Annotated in this window: 24 protein-coding genes, 1 pseudogene and 1 riboswitch; of the genes and pseudogenes, 18 read left to right on the forward strand and 7 right to left on the reverse strand. The window is 44.6% G+C overall.

Annotated features, from left to right (window positions below):
- Positions 1 to 38: 38 nt before the first annotated feature.
- Complete coding sequence (locus ACQCVE_RS17275; RefSeq protein WP_426863504.1) at positions 39 to 791, forward strand: PHP-associated domain-containing protein; 753 nt, start codon at positions 39 to 41, stop codon at positions 789 to 791.
- 147 nt (positions 792 to 938) lie between these two features.
- Here ACQCVE_RS17275 and ACQCVE_RS17280 read toward each other — a convergent pair whose 3' ends face one another.
- Positions 939 to 2,171, reverse strand: coding sequence for an aminopeptidase (locus ACQCVE_RS17280; RefSeq protein ID WP_426846875.1), 1,233 nt, complete (start codon positions 2,169 to 2,171; stop codon positions 939 to 941).
- 159 nt (positions 2,172 to 2,330) lie between these two features.
- On the opposite strand from ACQCVE_RS17280, the gene ACQCVE_RS17285 reads away from it, so the two are divergent.
- From ACQCVE_RS17285 to ACQCVE_RS17295, 3 genes are all read left to right on the forward strand, one after another.
- A complete protein-coding gene (locus tag ACQCVE_RS17285; protein WP_426846874.1) occupies positions 2,331 to 3,503 on the forward strand; it encodes an acyl-CoA dehydrogenase family protein in 1,173 nt (390 codons plus the stop codon).
- A gap of 81 nt (positions 3,504 to 3,584) precedes the next feature.
- On the forward strand, positions 3,585 to 5,135 hold the full coding sequence (gene gntK / locus ACQCVE_RS17290) for a gluconokinase (protein WP_426863537.1): 1,551 nt from the start codon (positions 3,585 to 3,587) through the stop codon (positions 5,133 to 5,135).
- A 494-nt stretch (positions 5,136 to 5,629) separates the two neighbouring features.
- Positions 5,630 to 5,941: a hypothetical protein gene (locus tag ACQCVE_RS17295; protein WP_426863505.1), complete on the forward strand. Its 312-nt coding sequence runs from the start codon at positions 5,630 to 5,632 to the stop codon at positions 5,939 to 5,941.
- A gap of 60 nt (positions 5,942 to 6,001) precedes the next feature.
- On the opposite strand, the gene ACQCVE_RS17300 is transcribed toward ACQCVE_RS17295, so the two are convergent.
- A complete protein-coding gene (locus ACQCVE_RS17300) occupies positions 6,002 to 6,643 on the reverse strand; it encodes a hypothetical protein (protein WP_426863506.1) in 642 nt (213 codons plus the stop codon).
- Between the two features lie 782 nt (positions 6,644 to 7,425).
- Positions 7,426 to 7,953 carry a GNAT family N-acetyltransferase gene (locus ACQCVE_RS17305; RefSeq protein WP_426863507.1) on the reverse strand — a complete coding sequence of 176 codons (528 nt, stop codon included), beginning with the start codon at positions 7,951 to 7,953 and terminating at the stop codon, positions 7,426 to 7,428.
- 112 nt (positions 7,954 to 8,065) lie between these two features.
- Between ACQCVE_RS17305 and ACQCVE_RS17310 the strand changes: the two genes are divergently transcribed.
- Positions 8,066 to 8,935, forward strand: a complete 870-nt coding sequence (locus tag ACQCVE_RS17310) for a GNAT family N-acetyltransferase (RefSeq protein WP_426863508.1) — start codon at positions 8,066 to 8,068, stop codon at positions 8,933 to 8,935.
- A gap of 26 nt (positions 8,936 to 8,961) precedes the next feature.
- Here ACQCVE_RS17310 and ACQCVE_RS17315 read toward each other — a convergent pair whose 3' ends face one another.
- Positions 8,962 to 9,504: a hypothetical protein gene (locus ACQCVE_RS17315; protein WP_426863509.1), complete on the reverse strand. Its 543-nt coding sequence runs from the start codon at positions 9,502 to 9,504 to the stop codon at positions 8,962 to 8,964.
- Between the two features lie 84 nt (positions 9,505 to 9,588).
- Between ACQCVE_RS17315 and ACQCVE_RS17320 the strand changes: the two genes are divergently transcribed.
- A complete protein-coding gene (locus tag ACQCVE_RS17320; protein ID WP_426846870.1) occupies positions 9,589 to 10,179 on the forward strand; it encodes a TetR/AcrR family transcriptional regulator in 591 nt (196 codons plus the stop codon).
- 368 nt (positions 10,180 to 10,547) lie between these two features.
- Here the strand turns inward: ACQCVE_RS17320 and ACQCVE_RS17325 are convergent, their stop codons facing one another.
- On the reverse strand, positions 10,548 to 10,730 hold the full coding sequence (locus ACQCVE_RS17325; protein ID WP_426863510.1) for a hypothetical protein: 183 nt from the start codon (positions 10,728 to 10,730) through the stop codon (positions 10,548 to 10,550).
- Between the two features lie 111 nt (positions 10,731 to 10,841).
- Positions 10,842 to 11,884, reverse strand: a pseudogene (locus ACQCVE_RS17330) (IS1595 family transposase).
- A gap of 674 nt (positions 11,885 to 12,558) precedes the next feature.
- Between ACQCVE_RS17330 and ACQCVE_RS17335 the strand changes: the two are divergent.
- A complete protein-coding gene (locus ACQCVE_RS17335) occupies positions 12,559 to 13,038 on the forward strand; it encodes a hypothetical protein (RefSeq protein WP_426863511.1) in 480 nt (159 codons plus the stop codon).
- 275 nt (positions 13,039 to 13,313) lie between these two features.
- On the opposite strand, the gene ACQCVE_RS17340 is transcribed toward ACQCVE_RS17335, so the two are convergent.
- Positions 13,314 to 13,445 (reverse strand): protein YkpC, encoded by a 132-nt coding sequence (locus tag ACQCVE_RS17340; RefSeq protein ID WP_426846868.1) that lies wholly within the window; start codon positions 13,443 to 13,445, stop codon positions 13,314 to 13,316.
- A gap of 227 nt (positions 13,446 to 13,672) precedes the next feature.
- Between ACQCVE_RS17340 and ACQCVE_RS17345 the strand changes: the two genes are divergently transcribed.
- The 11 genes from ACQCVE_RS17345 (at position 13,673) to ACQCVE_RS17395 (ending at position 23,007) form a co-directional block, all read left to right on the forward strand.
- Positions 13,673 to 14,290: an NUDIX hydrolase gene (locus ACQCVE_RS17345; RefSeq protein WP_426863512.1), complete on the forward strand. Its 618-nt coding sequence runs from the start codon at positions 13,673 to 13,675 to the stop codon at positions 14,288 to 14,290.
- Positions 14,291 to 14,457: 167 nt separating this feature from the next.
- A riboswitch (cobalamin riboswitch) is annotated at positions 14,458 to 14,643 on the forward strand.
- A gap of 294 nt (positions 14,644 to 14,937) precedes the next feature.
- Complete coding sequence (locus ACQCVE_RS17350) at positions 14,938 to 15,909, forward strand: ABC transporter substrate-binding protein (RefSeq protein WP_426863513.1); 972 nt, start codon at positions 14,938 to 14,940, stop codon at positions 15,907 to 15,909.
- The gene (locus ACQCVE_RS17355; RefSeq protein WP_426863514.1) at positions 15,872 to 16,900 is read left to right on the forward strand and encodes a FecCD family ABC transporter permease; all 1,029 of its coding nucleotides are present in this window, start codon (positions 15,872 to 15,874) and stop codon (positions 16,898 to 16,900) included. The genes ACQCVE_RS17350 and ACQCVE_RS17355 overlap by 38 nt, the downstream gene beginning before the upstream one ends.
- Positions 16,901 to 16,915: 15 nt before the next feature.
- Positions 16,916 to 18,379, forward strand: a complete 1,464-nt coding sequence (locus tag ACQCVE_RS17360; protein ID WP_426863515.1) for an adenosylcobinamide amidohydrolase — start codon at positions 16,916 to 16,918, stop codon at positions 18,377 to 18,379.
- Positions 18,372 to 19,319 carry an adenosylcobinamide-phosphate synthase CbiB gene (gene cbiB, locus ACQCVE_RS17365; RefSeq protein WP_426863516.1) on the forward strand — a complete coding sequence of 316 codons (948 nt, stop codon included), beginning with the start codon at positions 18,372 to 18,374 and terminating at the stop codon, positions 19,317 to 19,319. The genes ACQCVE_RS17360 and cbiB overlap by 8 nt, the downstream gene beginning before the upstream one ends.
- Entirely contained in the window at positions 19,294 to 20,358 is a 1,065-nt protein-coding gene (cobD, locus tag ACQCVE_RS17370) for a threonine-phosphate decarboxylase CobD (protein WP_426863517.1), read from the forward strand. The genes cbiB and cobD overlap by 26 nt, the downstream gene beginning before the upstream one ends.
- A complete protein-coding gene (locus ACQCVE_RS17375) occupies positions 20,352 to 20,891 on the forward strand; it encodes a bifunctional adenosylcobinamide kinase/adenosylcobinamide-phosphate guanylyltransferase (RefSeq protein ID WP_426863518.1) in 540 nt (179 codons plus the stop codon). Before cobD ends, ACQCVE_RS17375 begins: the two co-directional genes overlap by 7 nt.
- Positions 20,852 to 21,127 carry a hypothetical protein gene (locus ACQCVE_RS17380; RefSeq protein WP_426863519.1) on the forward strand — a complete coding sequence of 92 codons (276 nt, stop codon included), beginning with the start codon at positions 20,852 to 20,854 and terminating at the stop codon, positions 21,125 to 21,127. Before ACQCVE_RS17375 ends, ACQCVE_RS17380 begins: the two co-directional genes overlap by 40 nt.
- A gap of 127 nt (positions 21,128 to 21,254) precedes the next feature.
- Positions 21,255 to 22,052: an adenosylcobinamide-GDP ribazoletransferase gene (gene cobS / locus ACQCVE_RS17385; RefSeq protein WP_426863520.1), complete on the forward strand. Its 798-nt coding sequence runs from the start codon at positions 21,255 to 21,257 to the stop codon at positions 22,050 to 22,052.
- A complete protein-coding gene (locus ACQCVE_RS17390; RefSeq protein WP_426863521.1) occupies positions 22,010 to 22,630 on the forward strand; it encodes a histidine phosphatase family protein in 621 nt (206 codons plus the stop codon). Before cobS ends, ACQCVE_RS17390 begins: the two co-directional genes overlap by 43 nt.
- The gene (locus tag ACQCVE_RS17395) at positions 22,582 to 23,007 is read left to right on the forward strand and encodes a bifunctional adenosylcobinamide kinase/adenosylcobinamide-phosphate guanylyltransferase (RefSeq protein WP_426863522.1); all 426 of its coding nucleotides are present in this window, start codon (positions 22,582 to 22,584) and stop codon (positions 23,005 to 23,007) included. Before ACQCVE_RS17390 ends, ACQCVE_RS17395 begins: the two co-directional genes overlap by 49 nt.
- Positions 23,008 to 23,022: the final 15 nt, after the last annotated feature.

Below are 23,022 nucleotides of genomic sequence, written 5' to 3' on the forward strand. Positions count from 1 at the left end.
ATAGTAGAGTAGAATGATTATATGAAAGAGGAATTTACGTGAAAATTGACTTGCACGTTCATGCTAAACTAGGGAAAAAAGTGCCGTTCACCCTTAGAGAATTTATTCGGCTTGCAGAGGAGGCAAAATGGAATGGAATAGAGGGCATTGCCCTGACTGAGCATTTTAATGCACAGGATTATGTACAGATTTACCAAACACTTGACAGGCATTATCCTTACCAGAGTACGTATTATGAAGTAGCCGGGATAAGAGTCTTTCCAGGGATGGAAGTCGACATAGCGGAGGGTGGGCATATCTTGGTTATAGGATCAAGGTCAGATATGATCCGCATGACAAAGCGGCTTGAAAGGTTTAAGAGCCGGGAGAATTTTATTACATTTGATCACCTGATGTCATTTCATGGAATGGAGCAGATGCTGAAAATCGGAGCCCATCCGTTTCGCGAAAAAAATCCGCTTGCTGCTCTGTCAAAGGAACAGCTTGCAAGGCTGGATGCCCTCGAATGGAATGCAAAGGATGCCGTAAAGCAGGGTCGGGGATTGCGGTACCGGCTGAAGGACATGGCATCTGAATTTCATACGGCCGTTACAGGAGGGAGCGACACGCATCATTATAGTCAGATCGGTGCCGTATATAACGATTTTTATGAACCTGTTCATACGGTGAAACAGCTAAAAGAAAAGATAGCGAAACAGGAATTTGAAATGCGGGAATCTCCCTTCCTTCCCGTTAAGATTCAGGCAGCGAAAATTTTTAAAAGGAAGTACAAAGCCAGCAAAAAAGGATGAGAGTCTTAACCCAGGGCTCTCGCCTGTGCTTCATACATAGTGACAGAAGATAGATAGGAGGCAAAAAAAGAGACTGGCATCCGCCAATCTCTTTTGAAGCTGTTGTTTGGGCTAGGCTTTTGCCGTACTATGCTGTGAGCCTATTCGTTAAAATGCCCAGTCCCCGTTTCTGAAAATAGGTTCACGGGTCCCGTCTGTCAAGATGCCGTCGATATCCATCTCCTGAGATCCAATCATAAAATCAACGTGGGCAATACTGCTGTTAACTCCGTGCCTGGCGAGTTCATCACGGTCCATTTTCTTTCCGCCTTCGATATTGAATGCATATCCGCTTCCGATCGCTAAGTGGTTGGATGCATTTTCATCAAAGAGGGTATTGTAGAATAGTACTCCTGATTTGGAAATTGGGGAATCGTAAGGAACAAGCGCAACTTCACCGAGATACTGCGAACCTTCATCTGTATCGATGAGCGTCTTGAGAATTTCTTCTCCTGCCTTCGCCTCGGCTTTAATAATTTTTCCTTCTTCAAAGGTAAGCTGGAATTCATCAATAAGATTTCCGCCGTAACTTAGAGGCTTCGTGCTTGATACGACTCCATTCACACCGTTTTTTTCAGGAACGGTAAAAACCTCTTCTGTAGGCATATTAGCCATGAACTCTGAGCCGTGTTCGTTTACGCTTCCTGCTCCGACCCACTGGTGCTTTTCATGAAGTTCAATGGTGAGATCGGTGCCTTTTGCTTTATAATGCAAGGCTTTGTACTTCTTATTGTTTAAATAATCGACTTTTTTATGTAAGGAAGCGTTATGATCTTTCCATGCCTGAACAGGGTCTTCTTCATAGATGCGGACTGATTTAAAAATGGCATCCCAAAGTTTTTCGACGGCTTCTGTTTCACTGACTTCGGGGAAAACCTTTAAAGCCCAGTCTCTGGACGGTGCAGCAATCACTGTCCAGCTCATTTTGTCGGATTGAACATACTGGCGGTAGCGGTCAAGAGCTTTTCCGGCGGCCTTGCTTGCTGCAGCGATTCTTTTGGATTCTACTCCCTTCAGCAAATCCGGATTAGCCGAAACAATGCTCATGAAGGCTGCATTGTTTTCCGCAAGTTCCTCTCTCTCCCTTGCCCGGTGCATCGGGTATTCATGAAATGCTTCATCTGGAGCCATCTCATATTTAAGGCGGCTCACAACGTCATCCATCCAGTCAACCGTTACGTTTTTTGCTCCTGCTTCGTATGCTTTCTTAACGATTTTCCTTGTGAATTCAGCTGTATCGATGGCTGCATAGATTGCCAGGGTTTGCCCTTTTTGAATGTTGACTCCCACTTTTACTGCAAGTTCTGCATATTTCTCGAGATTCTGCTGAAAGTTAGACATCGTATATGCCCCCTTTTTTTGGATTCTTCATTATTTTAGCAGACTTATATGAATCTTCAAACGAAATCCCTCAGAGCAGACCAAGCAATCAGATTGCTTTTAGAACGAAGCTGTAAAGCGGTACAATATAAGAAGAATGAAAGCATGAGGTGACACACAATGAGATTTCTGGAAAATCAGTTTATCAGGACTGAGAGTGAAGAAGAACTGTTTAAAAAAGCCAAACATCTTTCTGAAACCTTCTTTGTCCGGGCTGAAGATCATGACCGGGATGCCTCTTTCCCTTTTGAAAATTTTAAAGAGCTCAGGGAAGAAGGGTTTCTATCTTTAACGATCCCTGAAACGCATGGAGGCAAAGGGATCTCCCTCTATACATTTCTCCTTTTGCAGGAAAAGCTTGCAGAAGGGGACCCGGCCACAGCCCTTTCGCTCGGGTGGCATCTTGGTCTGTTTTTAAGCTTGCGGGAAACGGGGAAATGGAAGCCTGAATTATTTACCCGGGTAGCAAAGGAGGTTGTCGAGCACGGAAAGCTTCTAAACAGTGCGGCGAGCGAAGCGAAAACCGGCAGTCCTGCGCGCGGCGGCAAGCCTGAAACATCCGCTGCTAAAGATGGAGATAAATGGAGGATCAGCGGCAAAAAGATTTTTGCGTCCTTGGCACCTATTCTTGATTATTTCATTATTACAGCAACGGTTGAGGAAACGGGGGATGTATGTGAATTCCTTGTACCGAGAAATGCTGAAGGAGTCAATATTGAAGAAACGTGGGATACGATGGGCATGCGCGGAACAAGAAGTGATGATTTAATCCTCGAAAATGTTGTGCTGGAGGAGTCTGCCTTGATAGGCAGCCGCAGCAAACAAGGAAAGCCTATGGCACAGGGGTGGCTGCTCCACATTCCGGCCTGTTATTTAGGAATAGCGATCGCTGCCAGAAACGAAGCGGTCAGCTTTGCAAGACATTACCATCCGAACAGCTTGCCCCATCCCATCATGGAAGTCCCGGAAGTAAGAAGAAAAGTCGCACAGATGGATATAAAACTTCTGGCAGCAAGACAGCTGATGTATGCTGCAGCAGAAAAATGGGATGCCGCCAACCCTGAAAAGCGTTCAGAGCTCGAAACAGAGCTTGCTGCAGCGAAGTACGTAGCAACCAATGCGGCGATTGAAGTAGTAGACCTTGCGATGAGAATTGAAGGGGGCCAAAGTCTGTTCCGCAGTAAACCGCTAGAGCGTTTCTACCGTGATGTACGAGCCGGTCTTCACAACCCGCCTTCTGATGATATTACCATTAAACTGATGGCGGATCGTGCTTTTTCCGAACAAGAATAGGTTTCAGCATCAGAGAGATTAGTGTAACGTTAGGATGGACAGTAACAGAGTTTAGTGGAGGTTTTGCAGATGGCAAATTATATGATAGGTGTAGATATTGGCACGACCAGCACAAAAGCCGTGCTTTTCGACAGGGATGGAACCGTGATTTCCAAGCACAACGCTGGCTATCCGCTGTATACCAATACTCCCGGGGAAGCAGAACAAGACCCTGAAGAGATATTTACGGCTGTTAAGAACGCGATCAGCGAAGCAATAAAAGAAGCGGGCGCCCAGCCCGAAGAAGTATCCTTTTTAAGCTTTAGTTCCGCCATGCACAGCCTTATTGCCATGGACAAAAACGGAAAAGCACTGACCAGAAGCATTACTTGGGCTGACCAGCGAAGCGAAGCGTGGACGAAGAAGCTTAAAAATGATTGGAGGGGGCATGAAATTTATTTGCGGACCGGGACCCCCATTCACCCTATGTCTCCGCTGTCCAAAATCATTTGGCTGCGGGAGGAGTACAGTGAGATATTCAGCCGGACAGATAAATTCATATCCATAAAAGAATACGTTTTTTACCGCTTTTTCGGTGAATACATAATTGATCATTCCATCGCATCCGCAACGGGCTTATTTAACTTAACAACACTTGATTGGGACGCTGAAGCGCTAGAAATTGCCGGTATTAACGCGGACCAGCTTTCTAAAATTGTTTCTACAACCTATACATTGAAAGGGATTAAACATGAATTTGCTTCCGAGCTGGGTATTCAGGAGACAGTGCCGTTTATCGCAGGTGCAAGCGACGGCGTCCTGTCCAACCTTGGCGTAAATGCCATCGACAAGGGAGTAGCTGCTCTTACAATCGGGACAAGCGGGGCGATTAGAGCGGTTACAGACAGACCTGTAACCGATCCGAAAGGAAGAATTTTTTGCTATGCTCTCACTGAGGATCACTGGGTAATTGGAGGCCCGGTTAACAATGGAGGGATGATCTTTCAATGGCTGAAGGATGAAATCTGCCAGTCCGAGGTAAAAGCAGCAGAAGAATCGGGGCAGGATCCCTTCACTTATTTAACCAGCATCGCAGCTGATATCAGGCCGGGGTCTGAAGGACTCATTTTCCATCCGTACCTTGCAGGCGAGCGGGCGCCAATTTGGAATGCCCATGCAAGAGGCGCTTTTTTCGGATTGGGCCTGCATCATAAAAAAGACCATATGATCAGAGCGGTGCTCGAAGGCATCAACTACAATCTATATACTGTTTTGCTTGCCCTGAAAGAACTCATTGGGATTCCAGAGAAAATTCATGCTACAGGAGGCTTCGCTCAATCGGAGTTTTGGCGCCAGATGCTGGCGGACGTGCTGGATCAGGAAATTCTGATCCCGGAAAGTTATGAAAGCTCCTGCCTAGGTGCCGCAATTCTTGGGATGTTTGCACTGGGAGAGATTGATTCTTTGACGGAGGCAAAGCGTTTTGTCAGCTCTAACCTCAAGCTGACGCCTGATGAAGAAGCCTCTGCAATCTACCAGGAAATCATTCCAATCTATATCCGATTAGCGAGAATGTATGAAACGGAATTTGAAGAAATTAGTGCGTTCCAGACGAAATATGGAAAGAAGGAGCTTCCTGAAAGCGTGAATTAATTAAAGCAGGGACGTTCTCTAAATGATTTATACAGCCAGGGTATTGCGGAGAGTAAAATGATCCTTGAATCGCTTGCTGATATTCTTCTATCGGTTGGACAAAGATATTGCTGAGCATTCGTATATGGAGGATATGGGCCCCTGATATTATGTTTTTCATGCTATGCGAGAGCATGCTAAATGTTCTTTAGTCATGCTGCCCATATTGAACAGTTCCCGGATTATTGCGGATCTCCCTCTCATGTCTAAGAGCACACCCTTTTCCTTAACGAGGGTGACAGATGAATAATTGATTCTTTTTCTCAAATTGATCAGCTTCAGGACTTCCTTGTTGTATAGGGCTCTGTTAAAAATCAATATTGATTAATGATGAAGAATTATAACCCCTAAATATTGGAGGTTATAATTCTCAAAATATCTTATTGAACTTAAACACCTTATGGGAGAGGGTTAAAAAGAATACAGTTCTTTTATTCTTTCTAAGGGTAATTTTTTTGGATTACACATATCAACAAAGTAGGGTAACTGCCATTCTTAAGTTTTCATCGCTTGTTTTCTACTTGGACTGTCCTATCCAACAAGGGACTGAACAATACACTCTATGCTGCAATGATCTGACCGGTGTGGTGGCCGGTCTTTTGATGCTGGAAGATATTGAACCTGCAGAAAGTGAGGAACCAACTGGTGATTGCTGCGAAATCTGTCAAACACAAAAAGATGTCCTTTTTTACCAGACAGATACTACAGAGTTATTCCTTTGCCGAAAACATCTATTCCGCTTTCCGCAAAACTGGCATTTTAATTGATTAGGTTGATTCATGGTTTTTCCTCCTAAAAAAAAGAAGCGTGCTTGGACGCTTCTTTTTTTAATCATATCGTTGATAGTATTCCACAGTGGACATGTTGAATTTTTCTCGAGCAGCAGCAACTTCAGGATCTTCATCCCAAGTTAAATAGGTTCCGTCTTGTCGAAGGGATTCCGGTGCATTATGATAAGCCACCAGTTGTAAATACTCCACAGTTTCTAATTCTTTGTGATACATCTTCAGAGCTTCTGACGTCTCTTTAACAATTCTATTGAATTCGGGATCAACCGATTCAAAATCCTCCATATAAAGACCCTTTGACAAGGAGAGGCCTTCACTTTTTACTCTTTCGAATGTACGATCATCCCAACTTGTGTCATATATATATTCTGGACCTTGGAGGTGGACGTTTTGTTCTAGCTGCCTGAATTTTTCAACCCACTCTTCCCATTCCTTCGTTCTGTTGTAGTAGGTTACTTTTGCGTCGCCTATACGACCTGCTTTGCCTTCTTCCCACTCTTTTGCTTCCGCTGCTTCTTGTCTTTCATTTATTTCATATGGGATCCATACAAACGCGGTGACAAAGGCTACCAAACTAATTTTCATCCAAAGACGGAGTCGGTTTTTAGGATTTAAGTCCTTCCTCCAAGGACGGTTTGCCGGCATCATGCTTTCTTTTCCCCCTGATTTTTCTAAATTCATAGGGATTATATCGTATTTTTATTTTTGCTTATTGAGTTTAAAGTCCTGTTTTTATCTCGTATCTTCTGCACTAGATGCAAAGCTTAGGTGGTAATCGAAATGGTCCAAGCAAACTTCCTTTAGATCCTCTAACCTAAAAGCAAGCCTCGCTCCCTTCATGCTCTTCGGATCGTGCAACTCTCTAACAAAATGAAACGGGATAACCATTTCGAGCGGAAAGGCGGGTGAACTGACTTAAACCCAAGAAAGAATAATTGGAAGCGGATAACAGCATGGTCCAACAATCAACAAGATAGGCATCATAAACACTCTTCATTTTTGTTATTCTGATTTTTCTGTCGTGAGCCCTGCTCTAAACATCTCATACTTATTAATGTCACAGACAGATGGGGTGGGAAATATCCAGTAGCTAACTTAAAGTCATGTGAAGAGCTCTCGGCTAATAGCTGGCTGAAATAATCGGTCGGATTCTGCTTCAGGCTATTCAAAGCACTGGCGAGCGGTGAGCTTGCTACACCGCTGCTAAAAGCGCAGAGTCAGGTCCATTCAGCTCCAATCAGCCATACTGATTTTGAGCAATTTACCTTACAAACCCCCGGTATGCTTTGAACCAAAGGGTTTTGCATTCCGGTATTTTCCACCCGAAAGGACTTTTTAGACAGCCATGGATGATCATACCCTTATCGAGCAGCGACACTTCTTCAATAGGAGCTTTTTTGAATCATCCTTCAAGTATTATTAATTGTGCTTGGCGAAACAGCAGCTTGAACGTCTGCCATGATTCAAGCCTTGCTCCTATTCTTCTGCTCCCATCCCTCTCTGGTAATCCCCATTTCATAAAGGCTCCAAAAGGATTGATTTACTTTTCTCGCATTGATCGCATGTCCTTCTATTTGAAAGCCCGCTTTACTGTAACAATTAATTGCCTGCTCATTAAAATCGAATACTGCCAGTGTGATACGGCGGAATTCTAATTCACGAAACGCAATATCCAAGCATCCCTTAATCATTTTCTGGCCATAGCCTTTTCCTCTGGTCTCCGGACTGCCGACCAGCACTTTGCTGATTCTGCAAGATTTATTAGCGGCGTCTATTCTCGAAATGCAAATATGGCCTACAGTAAGTCCGGATTCTATGTTTTTTGCCGTAAACACAAGCTGGTTTTCCTTTCCTAAATAATTTTGTATTTGTCCTTTCGTTAAAGGGAAAACAAATTCCGGACCGCCCCATTGCATCAAAAAATCTTCAGATGGAATCCAATGAATCAGTTCATCTGCGTCCCCCATAGTAAACGGTACTAAACGAATCATATAGAATCCCCCTGTCTCTGTTAATAAATTCGTTTTTTCTACCTGATTTCCTTTTTGTTTTGAAGGAAATCCAATATTCGTATAGAATCAATAATGAATTGAGGTGACCATAATGATCGATATACAAGCCTATTATGATATTGATTTTTTTAAGAAAGCCGCCTTATCCTTTTTGGAAACGCGGGAAATAGAAAACAATGTGGCGCTCGGCATCCTTTTGGATAAACAGGCGTCCAGTCTTCAGCCGATACATATGAGCATTATCCGGAAAGATGGGGAGATCATGATGGTTCTCCTTCAGATCCATCCAAAACAAGTTCTGGTAGCTGCCAGGAAAAGTTTACAAGAGGAGGACCTGATGCTTGCGGGCAAACGAATCGCTCAGGTATACAGGTCTGTCCCGGGCCTGCTTGGAGAAAAATACGTAACCGAAGCAGTGGCCAAAAGGATTGCGGCACTGACTGGGAAGGCAGCTTACATATCGATGAATCAGAGGCTGTTTGTACTTGATCAGCTTGAGATAAGGGCTGAGAAAAGCACTGGAAAGATGCTGCTTTTGGAGGCAGAGCACCGCCCGATGATCAGTCAATGGGTTTTCGATTTCTGCGAGGAAGCTGGAGAACATGTTTCTATGTTTGAAGCGGACGAAAAAGCTGATGAGATGATCCGGAAAAAAAGTCTTTATGGGTGGTTTGAAGAAGGGGCGATCGTGTCAATGGCAAATTGGTCCCGTCCGACAAAAACAAATGTAAACATCAATTATGTATACACTCCGCCTGTATTCAGGAATAAAGGCTATGCTACAAAATGTGTGACGGAGCTAACAGAGCTCATGCTGAAAAATGGCTATCGGACTGCCAGTCTGTTCACGGATGCTGAAAATCCAATTGCCAATAAAATTTATGAAAAAGTGGGATATCAGCCTTTTCAGGATCTAGCAAAAATCCGCTTTGAAGAGAGGCCTAAAAAACCAGCAGGATGATCTGCTGGTTTTTTACTGTAAAAAAATCAGGCTGCCTCCTTTTCACTTCGGGGCCAGATGGTGTAGCTGAAGCTGTATAGAAAATCAGCTGCTAGCATTAGAGACCAATATAGAAGTGCACGGGAAAGTTCTTCTGTTCTGGCCCCTTCTCCAATTAAAAGAATCATTCCGGCAAGAAGACCTCCGCCGATCAGCCATGCTAAAAAATGGCGGTACCAGCCATTCCTTTCTTTTTGAGCATGCTCTCTGCCGGCCTTAACCGGTTTCGCGGGAGCGGGTCCGCCTGCAAAACGGCTGGCAAATCGAACGTCTGCCCACTGTATCATTTTATGACCGAAGGCAATTGTGCATCCAATGTAAATAGCAGCAAGGGAATGAGTGAATTCTGCGTTTTTACCGGAATAAAGGTCAGCTATTGTAACGGCAATTAATAGTAAATCGATAACCGGAGTAAAAAACAGCAGGATTGCTCCTGTTTTTTTCTTTCCAAGCAAATACCTTACAGAAAGACCTCCAAATACAAAAAGCCAGAAACCGATCTCACAAGCTATGATAAGCCATCCAATCATAAACCTTCTCCTTTTTAGTACGATTGTGTTAAAAAAAATATAACACAACTGTATTAAAAAGGCAAATTGTGATAAACTATTAGCATGCCTAAATATGTAGATCACGATAAACAAAAGGAAATAATTGCAGAAGCTGTATGGAGGATCATTGCGAGAGAGGGAATGGAACAGGTTTCGGTGCGCAAAGCAGCAGAAGAGGCCGGGGTTTCCCCCGGTTCACTAAGGCATTATTTTTCTTCCCAGTCAGAGCTGTTTATTTTCTCGATGAAGTCTGTGTCTGATCGGGTTCGAAAAAGGGTGCAGAATGCTCCGTTTACAGGTGTTCCGCTCGATGATATGGAAATGGTCCTTGAGGAAATTCTCCCGCTTACTGATGAAACAAGAACAGAAACGGAGGTATGGTTTACTTTTATAGCCCGAGCTTTTACTGATGCAGCTCTTTCAGATGTAAGCCATGAAGTTTATGATCAGACACGGGCAGGAATCGCTTTAATTATACAAGGGTTAATAAAATTAAAAATAGCCCGGGAGGATTTGGACGAAGAGCTTGAAACGGAACGGCTTTTTGCTCTAATCGATGGGCTGGCCATTCATGGTGTGATTAGGCCTGCTCACTGTACTCCCGAGATGATGATCAAAACGGTCCGCTTGCATTTGCATTCATTATGCAGGTGAAAGTTTACAAAAACAGGAAGGGTTGAAAAGAATGAAATTGGGCTGATGAAGCAGTAATCTTATTTTTCTGACGTTTCTTTCATATAATACATCAACATTATTCATTAACAAAGCCTTCATTAAAGAAACCAAAAGAAAACAGGATTCGTGCGCCCTTTTTTCATTCACAGCCGTATTTTGCATTGTCATGCACCGGCTTATTTGAATATGGCCCGATTTCCTCTTCAGGTTCCTGAGAGGTTTTTTTTATTCAAAAGGCTATGTTAAAGTTTAATGTTGATATTAGACATAAAATAGGAACTTCCAGTTTTATGGAAGTTCCTATTTAGCATATTAGGCTTATTAAACTAACGCCCCCGTTAACGGAACTATAATGACAGGCTCTGAAAAAGCGTGGTGGTTATAACTAATGCAGATAAAGAACCAGCAGACAGTAATGTTATCATTTTCCACCAATTTATTTCTTTTGAAGGTTTTACAGCCTCTCTAGACACCATAATCCAAATAGCCATAGATACTATAACTAAGATAAAGGTAACTTCTTTAGACACATTTAACACCTCCATAATTTAAATAAATCTTCGTACCGTATGTACGAATTAGAAAAATTAAAGTTTCACTTATTAAAGTAAACTGCCCGATAGTGGAACAAGAAAAATTGCTTATGTGTTGAACCTGGATAACCTAAGTGTATCATAGGTTTCCATATTCTGTATTGAATTTCCTCTGATAATTAAATCGTTTATAGTGACTTGATTTCTCTGGTGCTGAATGCTTTCTAATACTTGAAACCAAGCGAGGTAATTGTTCAAATATTTAGTTGCTACTCCGTTAAATCGCTGTATCCACCCTTTGAGCCTGCGGTGGTAATTGTTGACGTTCTGGATATGATATAGACCCTTTGTGCGGATCTTTCCATCGGACTTGAATTGATAAATACTCATCCCTCTTTCAGCAGCATAGGTTTTAAAGGCACGCCAAGAATCGGTGCATAATACATTTTCAGGTGAAAGTTTATGCCCAATAGCTTTTTCTAATTGCTCTTTTATCAATCTACCCATACCCAGTGTCTGCGAAAAAGTCATTTTGGCTCGATCTCTCGCAACTAGAACACACACTTGCTCATTGCTTATCCCGCGTTTCTTTGCGGATCCGCCGCGTTTACGAGGCTTTCTATCTTCAATCTTTCTTTGTCCTTTTTCTGAGTATAAGAAATAGGTTTCGTCCATTTCTACGATACCTTCGAAATTCGATATTTCAATTTGTTTTAACGCAGATAAGAGCTTATGCCTCCAGTAAAATAAGGTGACGTGAGAGATATTGCCGACCAATTTAGCGGACTTACGCAGGGAGTATCCTTCTATCATACACTCAACAAATTTAATCCATTGGTTAAGGCGACGAGTTCGATATAAGCAGTATTGGTAAGGTCGGTAAATGTCCTTTTGCAAGCTTTACAGCGATAACGTTGTTTTAAAACTTCTTTGCCATCAACAATAGTTGAGTAACTACCAAACCGAACAATATGCTCTGATTCACAATCAGGGCAATGATAACCACCCTTATTTTTTCGCTCTGATATTTCTTGAAGAACTGTTCCTGTCGATGATGATGCGGTAAGAGCATCAATTAAATATTCCCTTAATCGATGTTTCTCTGCTGGATTAAGTTTTTCAATCACTTTAAGAATATCAATTGCTCTCACGGTTATCACCAATCCTTATATAGATAAACAGATTATAGAACGTTCGTTCCCAGAAGTCAATTTATCAACAACAACCTTTAACATAGCCATTCAAAAAAGAAATAGGGCGTGATTTAATGCGATTTATGAAATAAACAATGTGGGATACACATAGTCTATGCGGACTGAATTTAGAAATCGCACCAGGGGATCGAATCGGTTTAGCTGGATATAACGGAACCGGTAAAATTCTTTGCCCAGATCCTGGCTGGAACGCTGGAGATGGATAACGGGGGATCTTCCAGCAAGGGAGCAGCTTGAAAAAACCCTTTCTTCCGTTGAAGGAACGCTTCTGACAGTTTCCCATGATTCCTGCTTTAACTATCAGACTGTCTTATTGAAGAAGATTTGGTTATCCGAAGATACAGGATGAGTATGGAAGAATGGGATGAAAAAAGCTGGAGTCTGGTAAGCCTGACAAAAGAGAGGAACTTCTCGTCATTGAATCAGAGCTGTCAGCTGCTCTCGATAAATTGAGCTTCCTTCAGACTGGCGATCCAGAATATGCCGGACTTGATCAGCAATGTAACGAATTGATGAAAAGAAAAAACTTATAAAGCTGGATTAAGACATTCCTTGAAGTGAATGGTACAATTGATTCATTAAGTATGTACGAACTTAGCGGGGGCCTGAATATGGAGACAATAGTTGAACGGGTCATGCAAATCCTGCCTAATCAAAAGCCTGTCATAATCGCAGTTAGCGGCATGAATGGATCCGGTTATGAAGCGGAGGCCAGGAAACTTCAGGCAGAGCTTGTAAAACAGGGATTGCTTGTCCATTTTGAAGAGATTCATGAAGAAGCAGTGAATATTGATTCGCTAAATCCGGCCAGAAGCTGGTACGATCAATCCATGCCTGAGAAGAAGGTCAGTGTCTTAGTGAATCAGGCTAAAAGTCATTTAGAATGGGATATTGTCATAGCGAGCGGTCCTTTTCTGCTCAAAAACACCCTTCATTACTTATACGATACAGCTATTTGGGTTGAGCGACGGGACCAGGCTGCATCAAAACGGGAAGAAAAGGCAAACGCTGAATGGAAATCTGAGGCCCAGCAGATCCATGAGATGGTTGATGAACCGAAGCAAAAGGCAAACCTGGTGATCTCGAATTAGCCTATACAGTAACCTTAGGTTATCCCAAACATTATCTCACTTAGAGAAAGAGTTAGAGTCAGGAAAATATAGCACAGGTGCTTTGCAGGCTGCTTTTCATCTCAGAAAACCTTCGAAGGGTGATAGATTCAGTTCGGGAATGCCGGTCCTTAAGATATAAGGTGATGCCGGCTCATAGCCCAATGAAAGAACAAAAGGAGCAGTGCGCGTAAGCGCCGACTGCTCTTTTTTTCAGAGTATGTAAGAGCGGAAAGAACTGCATCTAAAACGCTGAACTACGGCCTTACAATTAGATTTTCCTCTTTTTGCTTCTCCTCAGGCACATTTGCCAGCGTGACGCTCATCCCGCCAAGGATTATTCCTGTTAATACAAGGCTGATTACGATTCGCCTGCTCATATCCTTCATTCTTATCCCTCCGCATCCCGTTATACAAAAATCCTTTCTCACTATAAAGGCGGGACAAGCTGTTTGAAAAGGGGTAAATCTCTGTTTTTTCATAAATAGGTAAAAGTTCCTGGATATGGTTTCCGGAATGAGATGAAGCCATTCCAAACGGTTATCGAGCCGTGTCTATGCATGTACAATCTTCATAGTATACAATATGAGAAGAGCTTTGTAAGAGGAGGAGTATGATGGAGCCAAAATGGCTGACATGGGCCAAAGAAATTCAGTCTTTGTCCCAGGCTGGTATCGCCTATTCAAAGGATCCTTTTGATATTGAACGCTTTGAGAGACTAAGAGAGCTGAGTCAGGAAATGGTAAGTGAGTATACAGATGTGCCGATGGAAAAATTGAAGGAATTGTTTGCGAACGAGACAGGGTATCAAACGCCGAAGGTTGACGTCAGGGCAGTCATTTTTAAGGAAAATAAGGTTTTGCTTGTCCGTGAGATGCTGGATGGCCTGTGGTCTCTCCCTGGAGGCTGGGCGGATATTGGATTGAGCCCTTCTGAAAATGCAGCCAAGGAAGCGTTTGAGGAATCCGGGTTAACCGTCGAGCCAATCAGGCTTATTGCAGCCATGGACAAAAAGTGCCATCCGCATCCTCCGGGAGGCTACCACATTTATAAACTATTCTTTCTGTGCGAGCATAGAGAGGGAGAGCTTAAGACTGGGTATGAAACTCTGGATGCCGGATTTTTTGCCCTGGATGAGCTTCCGGATTTATCTGTGGGCCGGATTACAGAAAGTCAGCTGAAAATTTTATTTGAATACTGCTGGGATTCCAACAAGCAGGTTTATTATGATTAAGGCTGCAGCACTCTGCGGATGGACACGGGAGTGTGTGCGGGGGTCAATGGAGGACACTTGCAGCAGTGGTGAAAAGCAGCTTCTGCTGCTTTTCTTTTTCCCTTTAAAAAAGAAAAGCAACTGACAATCAGCAGAAGGTTGTGTATAATACTGTCTATATCATAGTTTCATATCGATAAGGTGTAGGTGCTGATTGTTTATCAGCTTAAAAGGGAAGCCGGTTTAATTCCGGCGCGGTCCCGCCACTGTAAATGGGAGTGACCTGCTTAATCCACTGTGCAGCTATGCATGGGAAGGGAAGCGGGGAGCATTGATCATGAGCCAGGAGACCTGCCTTGCACCTCGTCACCGCATACCTACGAGGATAGGATGGTGTTAACGTTGACCGAAAAGTCTATACATAAGGCTTATACAGTCTGCCTAACATGTACCGTCATCTCCTTTTTCAAGGGAGGTGTTTTTTGTTTTCAGCTTTGTTGAATGAATGCTGCTGATTTATTCGCAAAGGGAGAGAAACCCTGCAGCGGCCAATAACAGCTGGTTTGACGAAACACTATTTTAACCGGCAGCTCAAAACAGCAGCGGTCGTATACGAGCTTTATCAATACCTGTTTACCAATATAATCAATACTTGGGGGATTGCCTGAATGAACAAGCTATTATCTATTTTATCAACAGTGCTTCTGTCTGCGGGAGTGCTCGCAGGGTGCGGAAGCCAGTCTGCTGCACCTGAGAAACAGGAGGAGAAGCAGGCTGCAGTTAAGGAAGAAGCTGAATTTCCGCTAAAGCTTACAGATGCATCGGATACGGATGTTACGATCGAGAAAGAGCCAGAGAAAATCGTTTCCCTTATCCCAAGCAATACGGAGATTTTGTTTTCCATGGATCTCGGAGATAAAGTTGTTGGCGTAACGGAAAATGACAACTTTCCTGAAGAAGCGATGAAAAAGGAAAAAGTCGGCGGGATGGATTTTAACGTAGAAAAAATCATCGGCCTGGAGCCTGACCTGGTTCTTGCCCACGAATCCGGCGCGCATAATTCAGCAGAGGGATTAAAACAGCTGAGGGATGCCGGTATAGATGTTGTAGTGGTAAATGACGCGCAAAGCTTTGAGCAGGTGTATGAGTCGATGGAGATGATCGGAAAAGCTGCCGGGGAACTGGAAAAATCAAAAGAAATGGCAGCAGGAATGAAAGAGGAGATTGCTAGCATTAAAGAGAAAGCCTCTTCTATATCTGAAGATGATAAGAAAAGCGTGTTCGTGGAGGTTTCCCCATCCCCTGAGATTTATACAGCAGGAAAGGATACCTTTATGAATGATATCCTCATGACGGTTGGGGCAAAAAATGCAGCAGCCGATCAGTCGGGGTGGCCTAAAATGTCAGAGGAGGCAATTGTCAAGCTGAATCCGGATGTGATTGTGACGACTTACGGCTACTATAGTCCCAATCCTATTGATCAGGTAACAGGAAGAGAAGGCTGGGACAGTGTAACCGCTGTAAAGGAAAAAGCAGTTTTTGACGTGCACTCCGATAAAGTTACAAGGCCGGGGCCGCGTTTAGTTGAAGGAGTAGAGGAACTTGCAAACGCAATCTATCCGGACGTATTTTCAAAATAACCGTACCATTCAATATGCTTTGGCCGTTCTCTTCTTAGTAACCGCTTTTTTAGCCGCTGTTTCAATTGGAACAGCGGCTATTTCCCCAAATGAAATCCTTTCCGTCCTGTTTGGAGGACGTGCAGCTTCTGAAGCTAATGGAAACATCCTCCTTTCGATCCGCTTTCCGCGTGTCCTCCTGGCAGGCTTAGTCGGCGCATCACTCGCTCTCGCGGGAGCTGCTTTTCAGGGGATTTTACGCAACCCTTTAGCTGACCCATACACTCTTGGAGTTTCATCCGGAGCTTCCCTTGGGGCAGTGAGTGTGATTTACTTTGGGGTCCAGATGTTTGGCAGCTTCACACTTCCGGTCATCAGTATAACCGCCGGATTCCTGACCATGCTTGGAGTTTTGGGCTTTGCGCATCTGGCTCAAAGGCGAACTTCGATGGAGACGATGATATTAGCCGGGATTATTTTTAATTCTTTTTTAGGCTCATTCATTTCGCTCATTGTCGCTTTAAGCGGAGAGGAATTGAGACAGGTTATGAATTGGCTTCTTGGCAGCGTCTCAATGAGAGGCTGGCCGTATGTTCATATGATTTTGCCCTTTACTGCAGCAGGCGCACTTATTTTGCTTATGAACAGCAGAGAGCTCAATGCGTTTGCCTTCGGAGAAGACAGGGCCCGCCATATTGGAGTTCATGTAAAAAGAAAGCAGCTTCTGATCATCATTGCTGCCTCCTTGCTGACCGGATCCGCGGTCGCGGTTTCCGGGACGATTGGATTTGTCGGTCTGGTCATCCCGCATATGGCACGACTGCTTTGCGGCAGCGATCACCGTCATTTGCTGCCGCTGTCCATGATATACGGGGCTGGTTTTTTAATGCTTGCTGACCTATTGGCAAGAACCATTATTTCTCCGGTTGAGCTTCCAATCGGAGTGATTACAGCTATTGCAGGTGCACCGGTTTTTGCAGTTATTTTAGCAGCTAAGAAGAGAAGGTCCTAGGATGGAGGTATGTTTATGATTGAGGTACAGGAACTTGAGGGAGGGTATGATCGGAATAAAGTCTTGAATGAGGTCAGCTTCGGTGTCCAAAAAGGAGAGTTTTTCGGAATACTTGGTCCGAACGGAAGCGGGAAGACCACTTTAATGAAAATGCTCTCCGGAATTCTGCCGGCCGCTAAAGGAAGGATCAGCATCCAGAACAAGGATGTTGCTTCCTATTCAAGCAAAGAACTTGCTAAAGTCATGGCCGTACTGCCTCAAGTGACCGCAGCAGCATTTGATATGACGGTTAAAGAAGCAGTGAGTATTGGACGGTATCCTCATCAGGCAAGATTTCTGCCGGGATGGACAGATAAAGACGAGGAACTGGTGGAGCTTGCCATGCGGGACACAGGGATTGCAGAATTCTCGAGGCGTTCCATTCAGGAACTGAGCGGCGGAGAGCAGCAGCGCGTATTTCTGGCCCAGGCTCTTGCACAAGACCCGGCCATTCTTCTCTTGGATGAGCCGACGAATCACCTTGACATAGCCTACCAGCAAAGCCTTTTGTCCCGTTTGAAAAGCTGGACAAAGGATAGGGGGTTAACCATCGTTTCGATTTTTCACGACTTAAATATGGCAAGTTTGTACTGTGACAGAGTCATGCTCTTAAATAATGGACGTGTATCGGATATCGGCACACCTTATGAAGCTTTGCAGGAGCCAACCCTGAAGCAGGTTTACAGCGCAGGGATCAAGCGGCATTACCATCCGGCCGACCAAAGTCCACAGGTTATTCTGGAATCCCCTCATCGAGCTGGGGAGCTGTCAGAAATTAACGAATCACTTCTTGTCATTAACAAAGAATACATTTCCTTGAAATCTCCTGTTCCGTTAAAAACCTTGTCGTCAGCTGTCCTGCATGCAGGAATCGGATGGTACACAACCTTTATCAATCGCCATGTAAATCTGGATTACCAAAGCAATGACAGTGAGATGGATCTTATCCGCTTTATACAGGCAAAAGGTTTTGATCCGAATGAAACAGTGGGCATGATGACAGCCGTACAGCTTGAAGATGTGAGTGTACACTGGACCGGCCTGAACGATTTTTCCATTTTAACTGCCGTTACCGCCGGAACAGGGAATGCAGCCGATGCTTCACTCGGTGCGGATCGGCTGATGCAAAGCCCCGGGACCATTAATACATGGATATTCATAAATGGAGTCTGTTCGGATGAAGCCTTCCTTCAAGCTGTCATAACGGCTGCCGAAGCAAAGACAAAAGCACTGTCGGATCGATTTATACTTGATCCGGTTACAGGCACGCCCGCTACAGGAACCTCCACTGACAGTGTGCTGATTGCTTCGACCCAGCAAGGAAACAGCCTCCCTTATGCAGGACCTGCTACAGAGCTTGGAAAAGCGATTGGGAAAAGTGTTTATGCCTGCACATTGGAGTCTATTGACAAGTATCTGGAGAGAAAGAATCGTGCTTAGCCACTTAGCTGCCTTAACCGTTGCCGTCCTGCTGGATAAATTAATCGGGGACCCGCCGGCCATGCCCCATCCTGTGAGGTGGTTTGGCAGGATGATCTTGTTTTTAGAGAGCCGATTGAATAAAGGCAATAGGAAAAAAGGGAAAGGAATTTTCATCGTACTAATTCTGACAGGAATCGTTCTGTTCACAGTCGTTCTTCTCCAATTCCTTTTTTGGAGGATTCATGCAGCAGCGGGAATCCTGTTTGAAGCAGCTGTTATATTTACTGCGATTGCACAGAAAAGTCTCAAAGAAGCAGCATTGAAGGTGGAAGCTCCGCTAGCTGATGGAAATATTTCAGAAGCCCGAACGAAGCTTTCCTGCATTGTAGGAAGAGACACAGATCACCTTGAGAAGAGTGAGATCGTCAGGGGAACGGTTGAAACCGTTGCCGAAAATACAAGTGATGGTGTTACGGCTCCTCTGTTTTGGGCGGCAATCGGGGGCGCCCCCTTCGCTGCAGTTTACCGTCTGATTAATACACTGGATTCGATGGTTGGGTATAAAAATGAAAAATATCATCAGTTCGGGTGGGCATCTGCAAGGCTTGATGATGTACTGAATTGGATTCCGGCGAGAATAACGGCATTTACAATGCTTGCTGTTCACTGGAATATCAGACTTTGGCCCAAGGTGGCTTCAGACGCGGCGAAGCACCCGAGTCCGAACAGCGGCTGGGGGGAAGCGGCTGTGGCTTACTTACTTGGAGTAGAGCTTGGAGGAACGAACCATTATAAGGGGGTGGTCTCCAGCAGAGCGCGTATGGGAAGGCCGGACCATCCGTTGCATGTCTTACATATTGGCAAATCCATAGAAATCATGGATCGATCGGTTTATTTATTTATCGTTTTCCTATGGATAGGGGGAATGCTTTTTGAACTTGCCTCAACATGGCTCTAATCCGATTCACGTATACAGGAGTCTAAACATCGATCCTCCAGCCCGCATTCTGGATTTCAGCGTTAATACCAACCCTCTTGGTCCGCCTGCTTTTATTAAGGAAAGATGGCATGAGTATTTACATGCTATCCGTGATTATCCGGATCCGGAAGCGTCCGTGCTTATAAACACCTTATCGAAAGCAAACGAGCTTCCTCCTGATTGGCTGCTTCCCGGTAATGGAGCCGCAGAACTAATCGCCGCTGTATCACAGGAACTGAAAGGGGAAAAGGTTTTGATTATCGAACCGGCCTTTTCAGAATACCGCAGGGCACTTGAGGCGCAAGGGGCAGATATCGAAGCACACGTTTTATCGGCGGAGAATAACTGGGAGCTGGATGAGCAGATTTTTGAAAAAATGACTGAAAAAAAAGCTTTGTTTATCTGCAGCCCCAACAATCCTACCGGGAAATCATACACGGTGTCTGTATTGGCGGAAGTCGTTAAGCGTGCCGAAAAAAACGGCACCCTCGTTGTTTGTGATGAAGCGTTTTATGACTTTACTGAGAAGGCAGAAACCCTTGCCCCCATGCTCCGGAATTTTTCGAATTTAATCATTCTCCGTTCACTTACCAAAATGTATGCAATCGCGGGGCTGAGACTTGGCTATATGATGGCCTCGCCCCCTGTCATAGCCAGAATAAAATCTCTCCTCCCGCATTGGAATGTGAATGCGCTGGCGCAAGTGATCGGGACAGATTGCATCTCAGACGGCACGCATGCAGAACGGACGCGGCATTTCATTGCCAACGAGCGGCGAAGAATGCATCAGTTGCTTACGGACATGGGATTCTGTGTGTATCCGAGCAGTACGAACTATTATTTACTCAGGCCTGTTAAACGGGCAGAGCTGTACGTAATTTTAGCAAAAAGAGGCATCATCACCCGCCATACGGAAAATTTTGCTGGCCTGGAGGGCGGTTTTCTTCGGGTGGCCGTGAAGCTTCGCCATGAAAATGATGAATTTATTGATGCATTAAAGGAGTGGGCAACATGCTGATTTTTATTTCCGGCGGCGTGAGGAGCGGCAAGACAGCGTTAGCTGAGAATTTTGCAAAGAAAGCAGCAGGCCGTACATACCGATTAAATTATATCGCAGCTGGCCGGGCGACCGATTCAGAGATGGAAGAGAGGATTATGAGACATAAAGAAGGGCGGCTGCAATCCGAAGCGGTGTGGCGGACATTTGAGCAGTCCGTAAACTTGCATGAATTGGCTGTTCATTATTCTAAGAGGGACATCATAGTTCTGGATTGCCTGACGACGTGGCTCAATCATGAGATGTTCTCTTTAACACCTAATCCCTGCCTTCTTTCTCACATGCTGATGGGGGTCCGCCGGCTGCGTGACTCCAGCAGGATGCTCATTGTGGTTTCAAATGAGCTATCTTTTGACGCTGCACGGTACAGCCCGGAAGTCAGTGATTACATCCGCCTTCTTGGTAAACTTCATCAGGAAACCGTCAAGATAGCGGACTCCGCATATTTGGCCGAATGCGGGATCCCTCTTATGAAAAAGGGAGTAAAGCCTTGAAGGGCCTTATAGTACAAGGAACTTTATCAGATGCCGGAAAAAGTTTAATAACCACGGCTTTGTGCCGGATTTTTGCGAATGAAGCACTGAATTCCGCACCGTATAAATCGCAAAATATGTCCAGCAATTTTTACGTCACCGCTTATGGAACGTTCATGGAATACAGGCTGAAGCGGCTGGGCTGGAAGCTGCCGTGTATAGGAATTCGAACGTTCTTAAATCTTCCAGTGATTTGACCTTATTGATTGGCCTGGCTTATTGGAATTAGAGCGGCTAACAGGCGCTATGAAGGGCTTGCTGAACATGCAAAGAAACATTTAGACATGGAGAGAATCATGAAAATAGCAGAGAGAGGGGGATGAAATGAAAAAAGGAATCGAAGGTTTTTTAATCGGCATACAGTTCTTCACTGCTCTTCCTGTTAAGAAGCGGTTTGACATGGACCCGAAGCGGACGGCAATTGCCATACAGTGTCTTCCGGCTATCGGCCTCCTTATGGGAAGTGTCCAAGCTGCACTCTTATGGCTGCTGCAAACTTATACCCCCTTATCTGCCCTCGCCTGCGCGTTTATTATCTGGCTTTCTGCAATCATGATGACGGGCGGTCTGCATTTGGATGGCTGGATGGACTCAAGCGATGCTTACTTTTCTTACAGAGACAGGGATAAAAGGCTTGAAATTATGAAGGACCCAAGAACAGGGGCATTTGGTGTGCTTTCCGTGCTGGTTCTGCTTTCTGCTAAATTTTTGTTTATTTACGAAGTGATTGAACGGTTCCATGGTTTCGGTTTTAGCCTCCTTGCGCTGATTCCGATGCTTTCCCGCACTGGAATGGGGCTCCTGCTGGCATCAGTTCCATCGGTAAAGAAAGATGGACTTTCGTATTTTTTTCAAAAAGGGCTTCAATGGAGACGCATAGCCGGGAGCTATGCCATTTCAGTAACGCTGGTTGCCTGTCTGCTGGGCTTATTTGAACCTGTGCTTGTCATTTATCTGATAGGATTGCTGCTTATGAGTGCCTTGTTCACACTTGCTTCCGGAGTGTTTTTTAAAAAAGAATTTGGAGGAATTACTGGAGATTTGCTTGGTGCTTCTTCAGAAGGAGGGGAGGTCTTTTTATGGATGGGTTTGTGGCTGTTACATTATTACGTCATGGGTTAACAGAAAAAAACAGCCGGAATGCTTATATAGGATGGACAGACGATCCCCTTTCAAAGGAAGGGGAAGAGCAGCTGAGAGGGATGCAAATCCATCGTCCGGATCTGGTGGTGACGAGCGGGATGACCCGGGCAAATCAAACAGCGGATATTCTCTTTCCGGAAATAAATCCAACCAGAATTCAGCAAATAAAAGAGCTGAATTTCGGAAAATGGGAGGGTCTTACCTATGAAGATCTGAAGGAGGATCCGGCATATAGAGAATGGGTTGAAAACGCGGATCGTATTGCTCCGCCGGGCGGTGAAACCTTCACTCAGTTTAAAGCAAGGATCATGGAAGGGTGGGGAATCATCCACCGGGAAATGACCAATAAAACCATCGGATCTGCATTAGTGGTCAGCCATGGCGGTCCGATCCGCCAGCTTCTGACTGAGCTGGGCGATTACAGCCGATCTTTTTGGGAATGGCCGGTACATCCCGGCACAGGATATAAATTAACATGGACATTCGAATCATTCAGGAGGGGAGAACGATGCATTTCGTTACAGGAGGTGCCTGCAATGGCAAAGCAAAATGGGTAAAAGAACAGCTATGGCGAAGCGAAGATAGTCTATGGATCAGTGCATTCAAAGGGGATGACCTTGATCAAGCATTTGCCCCGCTTACAGTTGTTGAAGGTGTGGAAACCTATATAAGGAACGAAACGCTCCATTCCGGATTGCAGGCAGCCGAGAACTGGAAGGCGCTCGTTTTAGAGTGGAAAGCCTGGGAAACGAGCCAGGCTGACCGAAAGCTTGTCCTCATTGGGTCGGATATCTCTAAAGGCATTGTGCCTATTAAAGAAGAAGACCGTCTTTGGCGGGATTCCACCGGCTGGGTGTACCAGCATATCATCCAGCATGCTGATCAGGCCGACTTGATTTGGTATGGAATTCCTTCAACACTGAAAACCCAGTAAAATGAAGGGACGGGC

It is taken from the genome of Metabacillus sp. 113a (assembly GCF_050107635.1).
GTDB lineage: Bacteria > Bacillota > Bacilli > Bacillales > Bacillaceae > Metabacillus_B.